Source organism: Streptomyces sp. P9-A4, from assembly GCF_036634195.1.
Lineage (GTDB): Bacteria > Actinomycetota > Actinomycetes > Streptomycetales > Streptomycetaceae > Streptomyces.
This window is the reverse complement of the sequence record NZ_JAZIFY010000001.1, coordinates 5414033-5431735: the sequence shown is the minus strand read 5'-3', so window position 1 is coordinate 5431735 and position 17703 is coordinate 5414033. Positions and strand designations below refer to the sequence as shown.

Here is a 17703-nt window from a genome sequence, read left to right as displayed (position 1 = left end):
ATTACGGCGCGGCCCCACGACGTCCTCCGGCCCTAGCTCCGGTTCGCGGCAGCCGCGACCACCGTCGGGATCAGCCGGGCGTTCTCGGCGGCGCCGGGGCCCCCGCCGAAGGCGAAGCGGCGGCGGGTGTAGCTGTACGCGAGGCCGGTCGCCGGGTCGGCGAAGGCCTGCGAGCCGGGGGCGCCGCTGTGCCCGACGGCGCCCGGGCCGAGGGCCGGGTAGCGGGCGGCCATCGCGACGAAGCCGAGGCCGAAGGTGTTCTCCTCGCCGGTCACCATGTCCTTGCCGGAGGAGTGGATCCGGGCGACCTCGGCCAGGGTGTCCGGCTTCAGGAGCGGGGCGCGCCCGTCGAGCTCGCCGGCGATCGTCGCGTACATCCGGGAGAGGCCGCGCGCGGAGCCGACGCCGCCGCCGGAGAGCGGGGACCGCTCCCGCACCGTACGGGAGTTGGCGTAGCCGACGATGTCGAACGGCGGGTCCGCGTGGAAGTTGAACGCGATGCCCATGAGGCTGTCCGGCGCGATCGGGTTCTCCGCGAGGAGGGCCTGCTCGGCGGGCGTGGGCAGCATCGGCAGGGCCGTACGGAAGCGGGGTTCGAGTTCCTCGGGCAGGCCCAGGTAGTAGTCGAGGGCGTACGGGGCGCGGACCCGCTCCTCGTACAGTTCCTGGACCGTCCGACCGGTGGCCCGCAGGACGACCTCTCCGACGAGGGCGCCGATGACGAGGGCGTGGTAGCCGTGGGCGGTACCGGGCTCCCAGAAGGGCCGCTGGCCGGCGAGACGGGCGGCGGTCACCCGGTCGTCGGCCAGCTCGTCGAGGGTGAGGCCGGCGTCGGCGCCGATCACGCCGGACCGGTGGGCGAGCAGCTGGCGCAGGGTCAGCCGCCCCTTGCCCTCGGCGGCGAACTCGGGCCACCAGGAGGCCACTTCGCGGTCCAGGTCGAGCGCCCCGTCCTGGACGAGGAGGGCGACGACGAGGGCCATGGCGCCCTTGGAGGAGGAGTAGAGGCCGAGGAGCGAGTCCCCGTCGACCCCGTCACCGCCCCAGAGGTCGACGACGAGCCGGCCGCGGTGATGGACGGCGAGCTGGGCGCCGCCGTCACGCGCCTCGTTCGCCACGACGGTGGCGAACTCCTCCCGTACGGACTCGAATCCGGGCTCCACCGTGCCGTGGACGTCGGTCATGACTGCTCTCCCCCTGCTTGTCGCTGTCGCGCGCGGCTGTCGCCGTCACGAACGGTCGTCGATGTCGTGCTCGACTGCCGCTTTCACACTCGTACGGAAGAACGATCAAGGGTGCGATTCCCTTCCCGCGCGGCCGGGTTCGCTTCGGTTCCGGCCCTGGACGAGGTCGCGAAGAGGAGTCCGGCGGTGAGCAGGACCACGGCGCCGGTGGCGGCGTGGATGCCGAGCGCGGCGGCGTACGAGCCGCCGTGGCCGAGGACGGCGAACGCGTCGACGAAGGGGACGATCGCGAGGAGCAGCATCACCCAGGCGAGCGGGCGGCGCATGCCGAGCGCGAGGAGGGTGAAGATGATCGTGCCGTTGGCGAGGTCGCGGCCGGCCTTGACCGTGAAGTATCCGGCGGCGTCACCCTGGGGCCAGGCGGGGATGCCGTAGCCGACGGCCGCCGTCTCGGGAATGAAGAAGAAGTTGAAGGCGAACCAGAGGCAGGCCAGGCCGAGCAGGACGGACAGGACGGTGGCGAGGCGGTGTGTCTTCACGGTTCCCCCGGAACATTGATCTAGCGTTGCTAGGACTGATAGTTACGCTAGACCTTTCATCGCTCTCTTGTCTAGCGGCGCTAGCAGGCAGGTCGGTGCCGACGCCGTTGTCAGTGGTGGTCGTTAGCGTCGGCGGCATGGAATTCCGTATCGACAGCTCCGTGTTGGCCGACGCCGTGGCCTGGGCCGCGCGCGTCCTGCCGGCCCGCTCCCCCATGCCCGTCCTCGGCGGGCTGCTCCTGGACGCGGCGGACGGACGGCTGCGCGTCTCCGGCCTCGACCACGAGGCCTCGGCCCGGATCGAGGTCGAGGCGGACACGGACGTCGAGGGCCGGGCGCTGGTCCTCGGCCGGCGGCTGCTCGACATCTGCAAGGTGCTCCCGCGCGGTCGCACACAGCTCGCCGTGGAGGGCTCCCGCCTCACGGTGACCTCCGGCGACGCCCGCTTCGGGCTCTCCCTGCTGCCGCTCGACGACTACCCCGCCCCGCCCGAACTGCCCGAGATCCGGGGCCTGGTGAACGGGGACGCCTTCGCCACGGCGGTCGGCCAGGTGGCGGTGGCGGCGGGCCGGGACGACTCGCTGCCGGTCCTCACCGGGATACGCCTCGCCCTCGACGGAGCGGTCATGACCCTGGCCGCCACCGACCGCTACCGCTACGCCGTCCGCACCCTGGAGTGGCAGCCGGGGACGGACTCCGGGACCGGCGCCGCCTCACCCGCCGCCGACGTGGTCGTCCCGGCCCGCCGCCTCACCGAGATCGCCCGCTCCCTCGCGGGCACCGGCCCGGCCCGGCTCGCCCTGGACGTCGGCTCGATCGGCTTCGAGAGCGCCGGCCTGCGCACCACCACCCGGCTGCTCGACGGACGGCTCCCCCGCCACGACAAGCTCTTCGCCCTGGGCGAGCACGCCCTCGCGACCACCGAACGGGCGCCGCTGACCGAGGCCGTGAAGCGGGTCGCGGTCGTCGCCGAGGGCGACAGCCCGGTCCAGCTGACCTTCACCCCCACGTCGATCCACCTCCAGGCGGGTTACGAGGACGACGTGGCCTCCCAGCACCTGCCGGCCACCCTCGCCGGCCCGGACACCCTGACGGTCGCCTTCAACCCGAACTACCTCCTGGACGCCCTCACCACCCTGGACGCCCCGGAGATCCACTTCCACCTGCTGGGCCCCGGCCAGCGGGCCCTCCTCACCGACGGCCCGACGGCGACCCACCGCCACCTCCTGATGTCGGTGAAGCCCCTGGTCTGAGGCTAGAACCCGCCGCCGCCGTCGAATCCGCCGCCGCCGCCGAAGTCGCCGCCCCCGAAGCCGCCTCCGTCGCCGCCGCCGAAGTCGCTCGATCCGAAGTCGCCGGAGTTGAAGTCGGCGCCCGAGAAGTCGCCGCCCTGGAAGTCGCCGCCGCCGTACTCGGCGGCGTAGGCGGGGGTGGAGAGCATCGAGCCGAGCATGGTGCCCATGAGCAGGCCGGGGAGCATGCCGCCGCCGAAGTAGCCGCCGGCCCAGGGGCCGTACGCGGGTCCCGCCTCCCAGTAGGGGCGGCGGACGCCGTCCGCGTCGACCGTGCGGGCCACCGGGTCGAGGCCGTCGTCCAGGCGGGCCGCGTCGGCGGCGCAGACCGGGACCTCGCGGGCGGCGCCGCCGGCCGGGGTCCAGGTGCGGTCCTCGGTGGAGGGGCCGTGGCGCGGGTCGAAGAAGCAGGGGGCGCGGCGCTCGGGCAGCGGCCGGGACTCGCGGCGGGCGGCGAGGACGGCGAGGGAGTAGCGGCCGTCGTCCAGGGCCTGGGTGACCGCGCGGACGTCATGGGGGCGGCCGGCGGCGGCCATCAGGGACTTGGCCGAGTCGTAGGAGTCGAGGGCGCGCTCGTAGTCGCCGCGCATGGCGTCGTCGGCGCCGGCCTCGGCGGGGCGGAAGTCGAGCCGTTCGAGTTCCTCGCCGAAGGCGGTGATGTCCTCGTCGACGACGACCCGCAGCTTGTCGAGAGCGGCGCGCTCCTCGGCCTCCTTGCGGAGCCGGTTGCGGCGGACGACCGCGTAGGCGCCCGCGCCGCCGGCGACGACCACGGCGCCGAGGGTGACGAGTCCGGCGACCGGGGCCCCGGAGCCGGTTCCGACGGAGCCCCAGGTGGCGGGGGCGGAGCCGTGCATCGAGGGCAGGGCGAGGTCGACGAAGTTGTTCAGCTCGGTGACCGCGTCGACGCCCGGCTCGCGTACGGAGGTGATGATGTTGCGCACCGCGTCCGGGGACATCACCGAGGCGTCGGCCTGGGCGTTGAACCCGTTGCCGAGCCGGACGGCGTACAGGCCGGTGATGCCGGTCTGGGTCCGCAGCTTCAGCACCAGGTCCTTCGGCGGGAACTGGGCGTTCGCGGGCAGGACCGCCACGAACAGCGGTTTGTCCGCGTTCTTGATCTTCTGGGCGAGGGCGTCCGCGTCGGCCTTCGAGAGCTGGGCGGCGGCGCCGGGGTCGACGTAGACCGGGCCCTGTTTCAGGGCGGTGGCCGCGTCGGACACGCCCGTGGCCCTGGCGCCCGCGGTGGGCGCCAGAGCCAGCAGCAGAAGGAGGATCAGCCCGCCGAGGGCCGACCACACGGACATCGCCCTGGTCCTCATGGTTCGACGCTACCCGAACCGGGCCAAACAGAACATGGAAGGACCTTGCGGGACTATTCGGCGGGGTCGATGCCCGCCCGCAGCAGTCCGTAGGTGAAGGCGTCCTCCAGGGCCTGCCAGGAGGCGGCGATGACGTTCTCGCCGACGCCGACCGTCGACCACTCGCCGTTGCCGTCGCTGGTGGTGACCAGGACCCGGGTCGTGGACTCGGTGCCGTGGCGGCCCTCCAGGATGCGGACCTTGTAGTCGGTCAGCTCGAACTTGGCCAGCTGCGGGTAGATCCGCTCCAGGCCGACCCGGATCGCCCGGTCCAGGGCGTTGACCGGGCCGTTGCCCTCGGCGGTGGCGACGATCCGCTCGCCCTTCGCCCAGAGCTTCACGGTGGCCTCGTTGGCGTGGGTGCCGTCGGGGCGGTCCTCGACGATCGCCCGCCAGGACTCCGTACGGAAGTAGCGGCGGGCCCGGCCCTCGGCCTCCTCGCGGAGCAGCAGCTCGAAGGAGGCGTCGGCGGCCTCGTACGTGTAGCCCTGGAGCTCCCGCTCCTTGACCCGCTCGACGACCCGGCCGACGAGCGCGCGGTCGTCGCCGAGGTCGACGCCCAGCTCCTTGCCCTTGAGCTCGATGGAGGCCCGGCCGGCCATGTCGGAGACCAGCATCCGCATGGTGTTGCCGACCAGCTCGGGGTCGATGTGCTGGTAGAGGTCGGGGTCGACCTTGATCGCGGAGGCGTGCAGGCCGGCCTTGTGCGCGAAGGCGGAGACGCCGACGTACGGCTGGTGGGTGGAGGGGGTCAGGTTGACGACCTCGGCGATGGCGTGCGAGATCCGGGTCATCTCGGCGAGGGCGCCGTCGGGCAGCACCTTCTTGCCGTACTTGAGTTCCAGGGCCGCGACGACGGGGAAGAGGTTGGCGTTGCCGACCCGCTCGCCGTAGCCGTTGGCGGTGCACTGGACGTGGGTGGCGCCGGCGTCGACGGCGGCGAGGGTGTTGGCGACGGCGCAGCCGGTGTCGTCCTGGGCGTGGATGCCGAGGCGGGCGCCGGTGTCGGCGAGGACGGTGGCGACGACGGCCTGGATCTGGGCGGGGAGCATGCCGCCGTTGGTGTCACAGAGGATGACGACGTCGGCGCCGGCCTCGTGCGCGGCGCGGACGACGGCCTTGGCGTAGTCGGGGTTGGCCTTGTAGCCGTCGAAGAAGTGTTCGCAGTCGACGAAGACCCGGCGGCCCTGGGAGGTCAGGAAGGCGACGGTGTCGCGGACCATCTCCAGGTTCTCGTCGAGCGTGGTGCGCAGGGCCAGCTCGACGTGCCGGTCGTGCGACTTGGCGACGAGGGTGACGACCGGGGCGCCGGAGTCGAGGAGGGCCTTGACCTGCGGGTCCTCGGCGGCGTTGCCGCCGGCCCTGCGGGTGGCCCCGAAGGCGACGAGCTGCGCGTTCTTGAACGCGATCTCCTGCGTGGCGCGGGCGAAGAACTCCGTGTCGCGCGGGTTGGCCCCCGGCCAGCCGCCCTCGATGAAGCCCACGCCGAACTCGTCGAGGTGTCGCGCGATGGTCAGCTTGTCCGCGACGGTGAGGTTGATGCCTTCACGCTGCGCCCCGTCGCGCAGCGTCGTGTCGAAGACATGGAAGCTGTCGTCGAGGCGCGAGCTCTCGGCGTTCTCCGTGGTCATGACTGTGATGGCTCCTGTCGGATGTGGCTCCGGAAGGTCTGGATCCACTTGCCCCCATTCTCACGCGTCGTCCGTTTTCGGCGTGGGTGGGGCCGGAAAACGAAAAAACCCCTCGCGGGTGCGAGAGGTCTGCGCGCGGGTCTGGGGCACGGTGTCCGCCTGCGTGGGGATCGTTCCACGCCTCAGCGGTCACTGCGGACCGGCGCGCTGCTGCCGATAATCATCGTGGTAGCAAGCACGCCGGAAGTCTGACACAGGTGGAAGATCGACGGGCCGCGGGTCTCACGATACGGGCAGATGATCTCGTTTCCGCCCCGGCAGCGCGGTGCCGTCCGTGCCCACCCGGCCCAGATCGATGTCCCTGGTCTCCCGCATCGTGAGGTAGACGACCAGCGAGACGGCCGCACAGCCCGCCACGTACCAGAAGAAGCCCGACTCGATCCCGGCGTCCTTGAACCACAGGGCCACGTACTCGGCGGTGCCGCCGAAGAGGGCGTTGGCGATGGCGTACGGCAGGGCGACGCCGAGGGCGCGGATTCCGGTGGGGAACAGCTCGGCCTTCACACAGGCGTTGATGGAGGTGTAGCCGGTGACCACGACGAGCGCGAGGAGGGAGAGCCCGAGGGCCGGCCAGAAGGAGCCCGCGTGCTTGAGCATCGTCATGATCGGCACGGTGAGGAGCGTGGAGCCGACCGCGAAGGTGATGAGCAGCGGGCGGCGGCCGATCCGGTCGGAGAGGCGGCCGGCCAGCGGCTGGAGGCAGGCGAAGACGATGAGGGCGCAGAAGGAGACCAGGGTGGCGGTCTGCTTGGGCAGCCCGGCGGAGTTGGAGAGGTACTTGGTGAGGTAGGTGGTGTACGTGTAGTACGCCACGGTGCCGCCCATGGTGAGCGCGATGACGAGGAAGGCCTCGCGCCTGTGCGCCCAGAGGGCCTTGAGGGTGCCCTTCTGGTCGCTCGCCACCCCGTCGTCGGCGGTCTCCGCGTACACCTCCGTCTCCAGCATCGTGCGGCGCAGATAGAAGACGACCGCCGCGCCGAGGGCTCCCACGATGAAGGGGACGCGCCAGCCCCAGCTGTGCAGGGCCTCGGTGGACAGGGTGTGCTGGAGGACGAGGAGCAGGCCGAGTCCGAGGATCTGGCCGGCGGTCATCGACACGTACTGGAAGCTGGAGGCGAAGCCGCGGCGCTCCGGGGCGGAGGCCTCGGTGAGGTAGGTGGCGCTGGCGGCGTACTCGCCGCCGACCGAGAGCCCCTGGAGGAGGCGGGCGACCAGGAGGACGGCGGCGCCGCCGTATCCGGCGACGGAGTAGGTGGGGGCGACCGCGATCAGGAGCGCGGAGGCCGACATCAGGGTGACGGTGAGGGTGAGGGCGGCCTTGCGGCCCTTGCGGTCGCCGACCCGGCCGAGGAGCCAGCCGCCGACGGGCCGCATGAAGAAGCCGACGGCGAAGATGCCCGCGGTGTTCATGAGCTTCGCGGTGTCGTTGCCCTCGGGGAAGAACGCCCCCGCGAAGTAGGTGGCGAAGCTCGCGTACACGAACCAGTCGAACCACTCGACCATGTTGCCCGCGGAGCCGACCCAGATCTTCTTCCAGTGCTCTCGTCCCATGGGCAGGAACCGTGCCGGAGGGAGCGCGGGCCCAACAAGGGTGCAACGCGCAACGATCGGGAGTACTTACGTGCGTTACGGTCGCGAGATCAGCGTTTCGGCGAGGAACTCCCGTACGTGGGCGAGGACTTGTTCCCGTCCGGTGCCCGGGATGCCGACGGCGACGTGCACGCTGAACCCGTCGAGCAGGGCACGCGTGCGGGTGGCGAAGCGGTCCGGGTCGACCGCCCGGAACTCGCCGCGCGAGACGCCCTCGGCCAGGATCGCGACCAGGTCCCGGTGCCAGGCCCCCTCGATGGCGGCCTGCCGGGCGCGGGCGTCGTCGTCGGCGTTCTGCGACCGGTTCCAGACCTCCAGCCAGAGGGTCCAGTGCGGGTCGCGCGGCCCGTCGGGCACGTACACGTCGACGTACCCGTCGAGCCGGTCGCGCGCCGTCCCGGGCCGGGACAGCAGCGCGCTCCGCCGGGCCCCGAGCCGCCCCTCGCTCCACTCCAGGGTCTGCAGCAGCAGTTCGTCCTTGGTGCGGAAGTAGTAGAGGAGATGCCCGCTGCTCATCCCGACCTGCCGCCCGAGCCCGGCCATGGTGAGCCCGTCGAGCCCGCGCTCCGCGATGGTGTCCATCGCGGCCGCCAGCACGTCCTCGCGGGGCGGGGCGGCCTGGTTGCGCCGGCGGTGCGCCGGAGCGGGGTGGGAGGGGTCCATACGGGTCACTCCTCCGTTCTACCTCATGCCCCGCCGCCTCGGACCTTCGGCTGCTGCTGGGTGACGCAGTGGATCCCGCCCCCGCTCGCGAAGATCGTCCGCGCGTCGACGAGGACGACCTCGCGCTCCGGGAAGAGGCGGCGGAAGATCTCGGCGGCGAGCTCGTCGTGGGGGTCGTCGAAGGCGCAGAGGACCACGCCGCCGTTGCACAGGTAGTGGTTGATGTACGAGTAGTCGACCCAGTCGCCCTCCTCGTCCTTGAGGACGGTGGGGGCCGGGACCTCGATGACCTCCAGGGGGCGGCCCTGGGCGTCGGTCTCGCCGCGCAGGATGTCCACGTACGTCCGGGAGCGCTCGTAGTCCGGGTGGGCCGGGTCCTGCTGGCTGTGGACGAGGACGGTGCCGGGGCGGGCGAAGGCGGCGACGATGTCGACATGGCCCTGGGTGCCGTAGAGGCCGTAGTCGCCGGCGAGGCCGTTCGGCAGCCAGATCGCCTTCGTCGTGCCGAGCTTCGCGTGGATCTCGGCCTCGACCTGCTCGCGGGTCCACCCGGGGTTGCGGCCGGAGCCGAGCTGGACGGTGTCGGTCAGCAGGACCGTGCCCTCGCCGTCGACGTGGATCGCGCCGCCCTCGTTGACGAGCGGGGAGGAGTGCGTGGGGACGCCGGCGAGGTCCGCGACATGGCGGGCGATCTTGGAGTCGTGCTCCCAGCGGGCCCAGTCCTGGCCGCCCCAGCCGTTGAACACCCACTCCACGGCGGCCAGTTCGGTGCCATCGGTGACGAAGGTCGGGCCGATGTCCCGCATCCAGGCGTCGTCGAGGTCCCGCTCGGCCAGCTCGACGTCCTCGCCGACGAGGGCGCGCGCGGACTCGGCGTCGCCGGGGCCGACGACCAGGGTCACCGGCTCGAAGCGGCGCACGGCGCGGGCCACCGACGCCCAGGCCGCGCGGGCCTCGGCGAGTTCTTCCGCGTCGGTGAAGGTGGGGTTGGGGCTCGGCCAGGCCATCCAGGTGCGCTCGTGCGGCATCCACTCGGCGGGCATGCGGTAGGTCATCGGGGAGTCCTAGGAGGGTTCAGAGGAAGTAGAGGCGGTTGAGGGAGACGGACTCGGCCGCCTCGGAGCGGATCGGGGCGCCGTCGAGGGAGACCAGACCGCTGTGGCCGTCGACCTGGACGTCACCGACACGGGAGTTGAGCCGCAGGTCGGCGGGGCCGATGCCGCGCGTGCCGCGCACGGCGACCCGGCGGCGGCGGGTCGGCATCGCGTCGGAGCCGAGGTCGACGGCGGCCCGGGCGACGAACGCGACCGAGAGGTCGGCGGCCGTGGCGCCGTGCGCGCCGAACAGCGGGCCGAGGACGAGGGGTTCGCAGGTGTCGGTGGCGGCGTTGGGATCGCCCGTGACCCCCCAGGCGGGGAAGCCGGACTTGAGCACCAGCTGCGGCTTGGCGCCGAAGAACTGCGGCTTCCACAGCACGATGTCGGCCAGCTTGCCGACCTCGATGGAGCCGATCTCGTGGGCGAGGCCGTGGGCGATCGCCGGGTTGACGGTGAGCTTGGCCAGATAGCGGAGCACGCGCGCGTTGTCGTCGTGCGGTCCGTCGCCCTCCATGGGGCCCAGCTCGGCCTTCATCTTCCCGGCCATGGCGAAGGTCCGGCGCACGGTCTCGCCGGCCCTTCCCATCCCCTGCGCGTCGGAGGAGGTGATCCCGATCGCGCCGAGGTCGTGCAGGACGTCCTCCGCGCCCATGGTCCCGGCCCGGATCCGGTCGCGCGCCATGGCGGCGTCGCCCGGGAGGTCGGTCTTGAGGTCGTGGACGGAGACGATCATCCCGTAGTGCTCGGCGACCGCGTCGCGGCCGAAGGGCAGGGTGGGGTTGGTGGAGGAGCCGATGACGTTCGGCACGCCCGCCATCTTGAGGACGTTGGGTACGTGCCCGCCGCCGCAGCCCTCGATGTGGAAGGCGTGGATCGTACGGCCGTCCAGGACTCCGAGGGTGTCCTCGACCGACAGGCACTCGTTGAGACCGTCGCTGTGCAGGGCGACCTGCACGTCGTGCTCCTCGGCGACCCTGAGCGCCGTGTCCAGGGCGCGGGTGTGGGCGCCCATGTCCTCGTGCACCTTGAAGCCGGAGGCACCGCCCTCGGCGAGGGCCTCCACCAGCGGCGCCGGGTCCGAGGACGAACCCCGGGCCAGGAAGCCGATGTTGACCGGCCAGGCGTCGAAGGCGTTGAAGGCGTGCCGCAGCGCCCAGGGCGAGTTGACGCCGACGCCCCAGACGGGGCCGAACTCCTGGCCGATGACCGTGGTGACACCGCTGGCGAGCGAGGCCTCCATGATCCGGGGCGAGAGCAGATGGACATGGGTGTCGACGGCGCCGGCGGTGGCGATGAGGCCCTCGCCGGAGACGATCGTGGTGCCGGTGCCGACGACGACGTCGACACCGTCGAGGGTGTCGGGGTTCCCGGCCCGGCCGATCGCGTGGATCCGGCCCTCGCGGATGCCGACGGACACCTTCCGGATGCCGAGGACCGCGTCGATGACCAGGACGTTGCTGATGACGACGTCGCAGGTCTCCCGGACGGCGGCGGCCTTCAGATGCAGTCCGTCGCGTGCGGTCTTGCCGAATCCGGCCAGGAACTCGTCGCCCGGCTTCTGGGAGTCCGACTCGACCCGGACGACGAGCCCGGAGTCGCCCAGGACGACACGGTCGCCGGCCCGGGGGCCGTGCACGGATGCGTACTCGTACGGGTCCATCACGTGCCTTCCTCGTCGGACGGGAGGCCGTCGGACCGGTTGTCTCCGCCCGTGACGCCCAGATAGCCGCAGGCCGCCGCGCGCCGCAGGGCCTCCTCCCGCGCGCCGGGCGCGTCGAGCGGCCCGTCGACCAGGCCCGCGAAGCCGATGGCGACGCGGGCGCCGCCGATCGGCACGAGTCCGACCTCGGCGGCGCCGCCCGGGTCGAAGCGGAAGGAGGCGCCGGCCGGGATGGCCAGGCGCATGCCGTAGGCGGCGGCGCGGTCGAAGTCGAGGCGGGGGTTGGCCTCGAAGAAGTGGAAGTGCGAGGTCACGCTCACGGGGACGCTCGCCGTGTTCCGTACCGGGAGGGTGAGCGTCGGCTCGGCCTCGGGGTGTCCGGGGCCGGGCAGCAGCGCGCCGGGCGCCCCGGCGCCCAGACCGCCCCCGCCGATGGGGTCGGAGACGACCGCGAGCCGGGAGCCGTCGTCGAAGACGGCCTCGACATGGACCTCGGTGACCACGTCGGCGACGCCGGGGAGGACGTCGTCGGGGCCGAGGACGGAGCGGGCGGCGTCGATCGCCTCGGCGAGTCGCCTCCCGTCGCGGGCCGCCTCGCAGACGGTGTCCGCGATGAGCGCGGTCGCCTCGGGGACGTTGAGCCGCAGGCCCCGGGCCCGGCGGGCACGGGCGAGCTCGGCGGCGCCGAAGAGCAGCAGCCGGTCGCGTTCCGTGGGGGTCAGTCGCACGCCCCGAACACCTCCTGCAAGGACGACATGTTTGAGCGACACTCTAAATCTTGAGAGGTCAGCTTCCAAGCATTGACGTCACTGACAGACATAGGTCACATTGAGCGCCGCTCTAAAACTGCCCCGTCCGCCCCTGCGGGGAGTCCTCATCGGGTGTCGACGCCGCTCTACGAGGGGCCGCTGCTCGCCCTCACGGGCGGGATCGACTGCGGCTTCGTGTTCTCCGGGATCGTGGGCGGCGCGCTGTACGCCGTCCTGACGCCGAACAGGGCTCCCGGGACCGTGACGGCCCCGGAAGCCCTGGCGACTACCGAGTGACTACTTGCCCAGCTCGTGCATCCAGCCGTGGACGTCCTCGGCCTTGCCGGTCTGGACGGCGAGCAGCGCCTCGCGCAGCTTCATCGTGACCGGGCCGGGCTCGCCGCCCGACTGCTGCCACTCGCCCCGCTCGGACTTGACCGTGCCGACCGGGGTGATCACGGCGGCGGTGCCGCAGGCGAAGACCTCGGTCAGGGTGCCGTTCGCGGAGTCGGCCTGCCACTGGTCGATGGAGACGCGGCCCTCCTCCGGCTCCAGGCCGAGGTCCGCCGCCAGCTTGAGCAGCGAGTCACGGGTGATGCCGGCGAGCAGCGAACCGGTGAGGGTGGGGGTGACCAGCTTGTTCCCGTACACGAAGTACAGGTTCATGCCGCCGAGTTCCTCGACCCACTTGTGCTCCACGGCGTCGAGGTAGGCGACCTGGTCGCAGCCCTGCGCGGTCGCCTCGGCCTGTGCGAGCAGGGAGGCCGCGTAGTTGCCGCCGGTCTTGGCGTCGCCCATGCCGCCGGGGACGGCGCGGACGCGGTTCTCCGAGAGCCAGATGGAGACGGGCTTCACGCCGCCGGCGAAGTACGGGCCGGCCGGGGAGGCGATGACGACGAAGAGGTACTCGTTGGCCGGGCGGACGCCAAGACCGACCTCGGTCGCGATCATGAACGGACGCAGGTAGAGCGAGGCCTCGCCGCCGTGCGCCGGAACCCATGCCTTGTCCTGCTGGACGAGCCGGTCACAGGCCTCGACGAAGGTCTCGACGGGCAGCTCCGGCATGGCCAGCCGGTGGGCGGAGGCCTGGAAGCGGCGCGCGTTGGCGTCGGGGCGGAAGCTGGCGACCGAGCCGTCGGGGCGGCGGTAGGCCTTGAGGCCCTCGAAGATCTCCTGCGCGTAGTGCAGGACGTTCGTCGCCGGGTCCAGGTGCAGCGGGCCGTACGGCACCAGCTGGCCGTCGTGCCAGCCGCGGCCCTCGGTCCACCGGATGGTGACCATGTGGTCGGTGAAGTGGCGGCCGAATCCGGGGTTGGCCAGGATCGCCTCGCGCTCCGCGTCGGACAGCGGGCTGGAGGAGGGCTTGAGCTCGATCGTGGGCGTCGTCATGAGTGCGTGTCCTTCACCGGTTGTGTGTGTAGGACCGCGCTCACGGGTGGCTCACCGGCCCCTGCCGATGGCTGCGTGGACGTCCGAGCATGCCCGTATGCCGCGGCCCCACGTCCGATTATCGCTCGCGGGGGCCGGTGCACGAAACGGGTGAACGCGGTCCAGGGTTCGATGGTGGCACCCCCCGGCCGCACAGGTACAGCCGCCGGGCGCAGGTGCGACCCGGCGGCTGCTGTGGAATGTCAGCTGACGCGGGTCAGCTCGCTACTCGCGCGGCGAGCGCGTCGCCGATCTCGGCCGTCGTACGGACGGCGGTGCCGCGCTCGGTGAGGTCGGCGGCGACCGCCTCCTCGACGCGGGCGGCCTCGGCCTCGTGGCCGAGGTGGCGCAGCAGGAGGGCGACGGAGAGGACGGTGGCCGTGGGGTCGGCCTTGCCCTGGCCCGCGATGTCCGGCGCGGAGCCGTGGACCGGCTCGAACATGGACGGGAACTCGCCGCTCGGGTTGATGTTGCCCGAGGCGGCGACGCCGATGCCGCCGGAGACGGCCGCGGCGAGGTCGGTGATGATGTCGCCGAAGAGGTTGTCGGTGACGATCACGTCGAAGCGGGCCGGGTCGGTGACGAGGAAGATCGTCGCGGCGTCGACGTGCAGGTAGTCGGTGGTGACCTCGGGGAACTCGGCCGCGACCTTGTGGAAGATGTCCGTCCACAGGTGGCCGGCGAAGGTCAGCACGTTGTTCTTGTGGACCAGCGTGAGCTTCTTGCGCGGGCGGGCCTGGGCGCGGGCGAAGGCGTCCCGGACGACGCGCTCGACACCGAAGGCGGTGTTGACCGAGACCTCGGTGGCGACCTCGTGCGGGGTGCCCTTGCGGATGGTGCCGCCGTTCCCGGTGTACGGGCCCTCGGTGCCCTCGCGGACCACGACGAAGTCGATCTCGGGCTGCCCGGCGAGCGGGGTCGCGACGCCGGGGAGCAGCTTCGAGGGACGGAGGTTCACATGGTGGTCGAAGGCGAAGCGGAGCTTCAGCAGGAAGCCGCGCTCCAGGACGCCGGAGGGCACCGAGGGGTCGCCGATGGCGCCCAGCAGGATGGCGTCGTGCTTCTTGAGGGATGCGAGGTCGGCGTCGGTGAGGGTCTCACCGGTGGCGTGGTAGCGCTTGGCGCCGAAGTCGTACTCCTCGGTCTCCAGCTTCACGTCCTGGGGAAGGGCGGCCGCGAGGACCTTGAGGCCCTCGGCCACGACCTCCTGGCCGATGCCGTCGCCGGGAATGACTGCGAGATTGATGCTGTGAGACATGTCGGCACCCTACTCTTCGTCCCATCGACTGACACGTAACGTCCATCATGTGGACGAACAGCCGAGTCGGGACGGGTGTGCCTCAGTGCCCGGTGGAGCCGCCGTTGTCACGGCGGTCGAGGGCGCGCTGGAGGGCGGCGGCGGCGTTCTGGCGGGCCTCGTCGCTGGGACGGTTGGCGGAGTGGCGGACGCGGCGGGCGGTCTGAGTGGCCATGAGGGATCGACTCCTTGAGATCAGTGGTGATCCGGATGTGCGGAGATCAGTGATGATCGAAGGCGCCGGAAGGGGCGGGGAGCGCCGCCGCAGGGGTTGCCTGCACAGGGGCGTCGCGCTCTCGGCCGCCATTCGCTGATGAAGCGAGACGTTCGGCTCCTACAAAGCTAGGACACGCCCCTTCATCTGTCTCCACAATTACTCGGACTTCCTACTATCTGAGACGGCGAACCACCCGGGGCCACCGCCCGGCGGCCCGCAGCCCACGGCCATCCCGAAATTCTAACCCTTAAAGCAACCTTGACAGGTTATACAGACCCTCGGTTGAATCACTTCATAACCAGTGAGCAATACATAAGGGGTTAGACCGATGTCCGTGCTGCCGACCCGCCACCGCACCGTCACCGTCCGGGGCCACGAGATCGCCTACCGCGAGGCCGGTCCGGCCGACGCCCCCGTGCTGCTCCTGCTGCACGGCTTCCCCACCAGCTCGCACATGTTCCGCGACCTGATCCCCCCGCTCGCGCACGCGTACCGGCTGATCGCCCCCGACCACCTCGGCTTCGGACACAGCGCCGCCCCCTCCGCCGCCGACTTCGACTACACCTTCGCCGGACTGGCCGCGCTCACCGCCGAGTTCACCGAGGCCCTGGGCCTGGACCGGTTCGCGCTCTACATCCAGGACTACGGCGCCCCCATCGGCCTGCGCCTCGCCCTCGCCCACCCCGAGCGGATCACCGCGATCATCAGCCAGAACGGCAACGCCTACGAGGAGGGCCTCGGCGCCGAGGCCTGGGCCCCGGTCCTCGCGATGATCGCCGACCGCACACCGGAGACCGAGGAACCGGTGCGCGGCATCCGCTCCCCGGACGGCATCAGGTGGCAGTACGAGACGGGCGTCCCCGCCGAGTACCGGGACCTGCTCAGCCCCGACGCCTGGCACCACGACGCCGCCCTGATGGCCCGTGAGGGCCAGGACGACATCCAGTTGGACCTGATCGCCGACTACGGCTCCAACCTCGCCCTCTACCCGGCCTTCCAGGAGTACTTCCGCACCTCCCGGGTCCCCCTCCTCGCCGTCTGGGGCGAGGGCGACCAGGTCTTCGTCCCGGCGGGCGCCGAGGCCTTCCGCCGCGACCTCCCGGACGCCGAGATCCATCTGCTCCCCACGGGCCACTTCGCCCTGGAGACCCACGCGCCGGCGGTCGCGGAGCTGATCGGCGACTTCCTGAAGCGCCGGGTGCCCGCATGAGCCGGGACATGAGAACCGCCCCCGTCCTCGGTGGGGGCCGAGAAGGGGGGCGGTGATCAGGGGCCGCTCACGCGGCGGGAGGGCGTCAGCCCATGTGGGGGTAGCCGTACTCGGTCGGCGGGACCAGCGTCTCCTTGATGGCGCGGGTCAGCGTCCAGCGCATCAGGTTCTGCGGGGCGCCGGCCTTGTCGTTCGTACCCGAGGCACGGCCGCCGCCGAAGGGCTGCTGGCCGACGACGGCGCCGGTCGACTTGTCGTTGATGTAGAAGTTGCCCGCCGCGAAGCGGAGCTTCTCCATCGTGTACGCCGCCGCGGCGCGGTCGCCGGAGATGACCGAGCCGGTGAGGGCGTAGTCCGAGACCGACTCCATCTGGGTCAGCATCGCGTCGTACTGGTCGTCCTCGTACACGTGGATCGCGAGGATCGGGCCGAAGTACTCCGCCTTGAAGACCTCGTTCTCCGGGTCGGTGCAGGCGATGACGGTCGGGCGGACGAAGTAGCCCACCGAGTCGTCGTACGTGCCACCGGCGATGATCTCGCAGGTCGGGTCGGCCGCCGCACGGTCGATCGCCGCCTTGTTCTTGGCGAACGAGCGCTCGTCGATGACGGCGCCGATGAAGTTCGACAGATCGGTGACGTCACCCATGGTGATGCCGTCGATCTCGGCCGCGAACTCCTCCTTGAACCCGTCGTTCCAGATGGACGCCGGGACGTACGCACGCGAGGACGCGGAGCACTTCTGGCCCTGGAACTCGAAGGAGCCGCGGTTCAGCGCGGTCTTCAGGATCGCGCGGTCGGCGCTCGGGTGGGCGACGACGAAGTCCTTGCCGCCGGTCTCACCGACGATCCGCGGGTACGAACGGTACTTCTCGATGTTGTTGCCGACCGTCTTCCACAGGTGCTGGAAGGTCTTGGTCGAGCCGGTGAAGTGGATGCCGGCCAGGTCGCGGTGGTTCAGGGCCACCTCGGAGACGGCGATGCCGTCGCCGGTCACCAGGTTGATGACGCCCTTCGGCAGGCCGGCCTCCTCCAGGAGCTCCATGAGGAGCACGGCGGAGTGGGTCTGCGTCGGGGACGGCTTCCAGACCACCACGTTGCCCATGAGGGCGGGGGCGGTGGGCAGGTTGCCCGCGATGGCCGTGAAGTTGAACGGCGTGATCGCGTAGACGAAGCCCTCGAGCGGGCGGTGGTCCAGACGGTTCCACACACCCGGGGAGTTCGCCGGCGGCTGCTCGGCGAGGATCTGACGGGCGTACGCCACGTTGAAGCGCCAGAAGTCGACGAGCTCGCACGGGGTGTCGATCTCGGCCTGCTGGGCGGTCTTCGACTGGCCGAGCATGGTGGACGCGGCCAGCGTCTCGCGCCACGGGCCGGCCAGCAGCTCGGCGGCGCGCAGGATGATCGCGGCGCGGTCGTCGAAGGCCATCGCGCGCCAGGCCGGGGCCGCGGCCAGGGCCGCGTCGATGGCGTCCTGGGCGTCCTGCTCGGTGGCGCCGCGGAGGGTGCCGATGACGGCCTTGTGGTTGTGCGGCTGGACGACCTTGAACTCCTCGCCGCCGCCGAGGCGCTTCACGCCGCCGATGGTCATCGGCAGCTCGCGCGGGTTCTCCGCCAGCTCCTTGAGCTTGACCTCGAGGCGGGCGCGCTCCGGGGAGCCGGGGGCGTAGCTGTGCACCGGCTCGTTGACCGGAGCGGGGACCTGGGTGACAGCGTCCATGAGTCGCG

The 17703-nt window shown here is 71.6% G+C and carries 15 protein-coding genes and 1 pseudogene; 3 read left to right on the top strand and 13 right to left on the bottom strand.

Translation table 11 applies throughout. The features are described 5' to 3' along the window. Positions 1-32: 32 nt before the first annotated feature. A complete protein-coding gene (locus tag V4Y03_RS24580; RefSeq protein ID WP_332436312.1) occupies positions 33-1184 on the bottom strand; it encodes a serine hydrolase domain-containing protein in 1152 nt (383 codons plus the stop codon). A gap of 83 nt (positions 1185-1267) precedes the next feature. Then, positions 1268-1723 carry a DUF4267 domain-containing protein gene (locus V4Y03_RS24575; protein ID WP_332436311.1) on the bottom strand — a complete coding sequence of 152 codons (456 nt, stop codon included), beginning with the start codon at positions 1721-1723 and terminating at the stop codon, positions 1268-1270. Between the two features lie 137 nt (positions 1724-1860). On the opposite strand from V4Y03_RS24575, the gene dnaN reads away from it, so the two are divergent. Beyond that, positions 1861-2976: a DNA polymerase III subunit beta gene (gene dnaN, locus V4Y03_RS24570; RefSeq protein ID WP_332436310.1), complete on the top strand. Its 1116-nt coding sequence runs from the start codon at positions 1861-1863 to the stop codon at positions 2974-2976. Positions 2977-2978: 2 nt separating this feature from the next. On the opposite strand, the gene V4Y03_RS24565 is transcribed toward dnaN, so the two are convergent. From V4Y03_RS24565 to ureA, 7 genes are all read right to left on the bottom strand, one after another. Further along, positions 2979-4337 (bottom strand): hypothetical protein, encoded by a 1359-nt coding sequence (locus tag V4Y03_RS24565; protein WP_332436309.1) that lies wholly within the window; start codon positions 4335-4337, stop codon positions 2979-2981. A 53-nt stretch (positions 4338-4390) separates the two neighbouring features. Beyond that, positions 4391-6007, bottom strand: a complete 1617-nt coding sequence (gene cimA / locus V4Y03_RS24560; protein WP_332436308.1) for a citramalate synthase — start codon at positions 6005-6007, stop codon at positions 4391-4393. A gap of 282 nt (positions 6008-6289) precedes the next feature. Continuing rightward, positions 6290-7618: an MFS transporter gene (locus V4Y03_RS24555; protein ID WP_332436307.1), complete on the bottom strand. Its 1329-nt coding sequence runs from the start codon at positions 7616-7618 to the stop codon at positions 6290-6292. A 75-nt stretch (positions 7619-7693) separates the two neighbouring features. Further along, positions 7694-8239, bottom strand: coding sequence for a TetR/AcrR family transcriptional regulator (locus tag V4Y03_RS24550; RefSeq protein WP_317875754.1), 546 nt, complete (start codon positions 8237-8239; stop codon positions 7694-7696). Positions 8240-8343: 104 nt separating this feature from the next. Further along, complete coding sequence (locus V4Y03_RS24545; RefSeq protein WP_332436306.1) at positions 8344-9375, bottom strand: agmatine deiminase family protein; 1032 nt, start codon at positions 9373-9375, stop codon at positions 8344-8346. Between the two features lie 19 nt (positions 9376-9394). Next, a complete protein-coding gene (locus V4Y03_RS24540; RefSeq protein ID WP_317875748.1) occupies positions 9395-11077 on the bottom strand; it encodes an urease subunit alpha in 1683 nt (560 codons plus the stop codon). Then, a complete protein-coding gene (gene ureA / locus V4Y03_RS24535) occupies positions 11077-11805 on the bottom strand; it encodes an urease subunit gamma (protein WP_332436305.1) in 729 nt (242 codons plus the stop codon). Before ureA ends, V4Y03_RS24540 begins: the two co-directional genes overlap by 1 nt. Before the next feature lie 153 nt (positions 11806-11958). Here ureA and V4Y03_RS24530 point away from each other — a divergent pair. After that, positions 11959-12123 (top strand): annotated as a pseudogene (locus V4Y03_RS24530) (cytosine permease); the annotation flags it as partial. Here the strand turns inward: V4Y03_RS24530 and V4Y03_RS24525 are convergent. The 3 genes from V4Y03_RS24525 to V4Y03_RS24515 all read right to left on the bottom strand — a co-directional run bounded on the left by V4Y03_RS24525 (position 12124) and on the right by V4Y03_RS24515 (position 14726). Next, a complete protein-coding gene (locus V4Y03_RS24525; RefSeq protein ID WP_317875750.1) occupies positions 12124-13215 on the bottom strand; it encodes a branched-chain amino acid aminotransferase in 1092 nt (363 codons plus the stop codon). It abuts the pseudogene before it with no gap. 256 nt (positions 13216-13471) lie between these two features. After that, on the bottom strand, positions 13472-14512 hold the full coding sequence (locus tag V4Y03_RS24520; RefSeq protein WP_317875751.1) for a 3-isopropylmalate dehydrogenase: 1041 nt from the start codon (positions 14510-14512) through the stop codon (positions 13472-13474). A gap of 82 nt (positions 14513-14594) precedes the next feature. Further along, positions 14595-14726, bottom strand: a complete 132-nt coding sequence (locus tag V4Y03_RS24515) for a hypothetical protein (protein ID WP_260461862.1) — start codon at positions 14724-14726, stop codon at positions 14595-14597. A 370-nt stretch (positions 14727-15096) separates the two neighbouring features. Between V4Y03_RS24515 and V4Y03_RS24510 the strand changes: the two genes are divergently transcribed. Then, positions 15097-15978 carry an alpha/beta fold hydrolase gene (locus V4Y03_RS24510; protein WP_332436304.1) on the top strand — a complete coding sequence of 294 codons (882 nt, stop codon included), beginning with the start codon at positions 15097-15099 and terminating at the stop codon, positions 15976-15978. A gap of 85 nt (positions 15979-16063) precedes the next feature. Here V4Y03_RS24510 and pruA read toward each other — a convergent pair whose 3' ends face one another. Then, positions 16064-17695: an L-glutamate gamma-semialdehyde dehydrogenase gene (gene pruA / locus V4Y03_RS24505; protein WP_317875752.1), complete on the bottom strand. Its 1632-nt coding sequence runs from the start codon at positions 17693-17695 to the stop codon at positions 16064-16066. Positions 17696-17703: the final 8 nt, after the last annotated feature.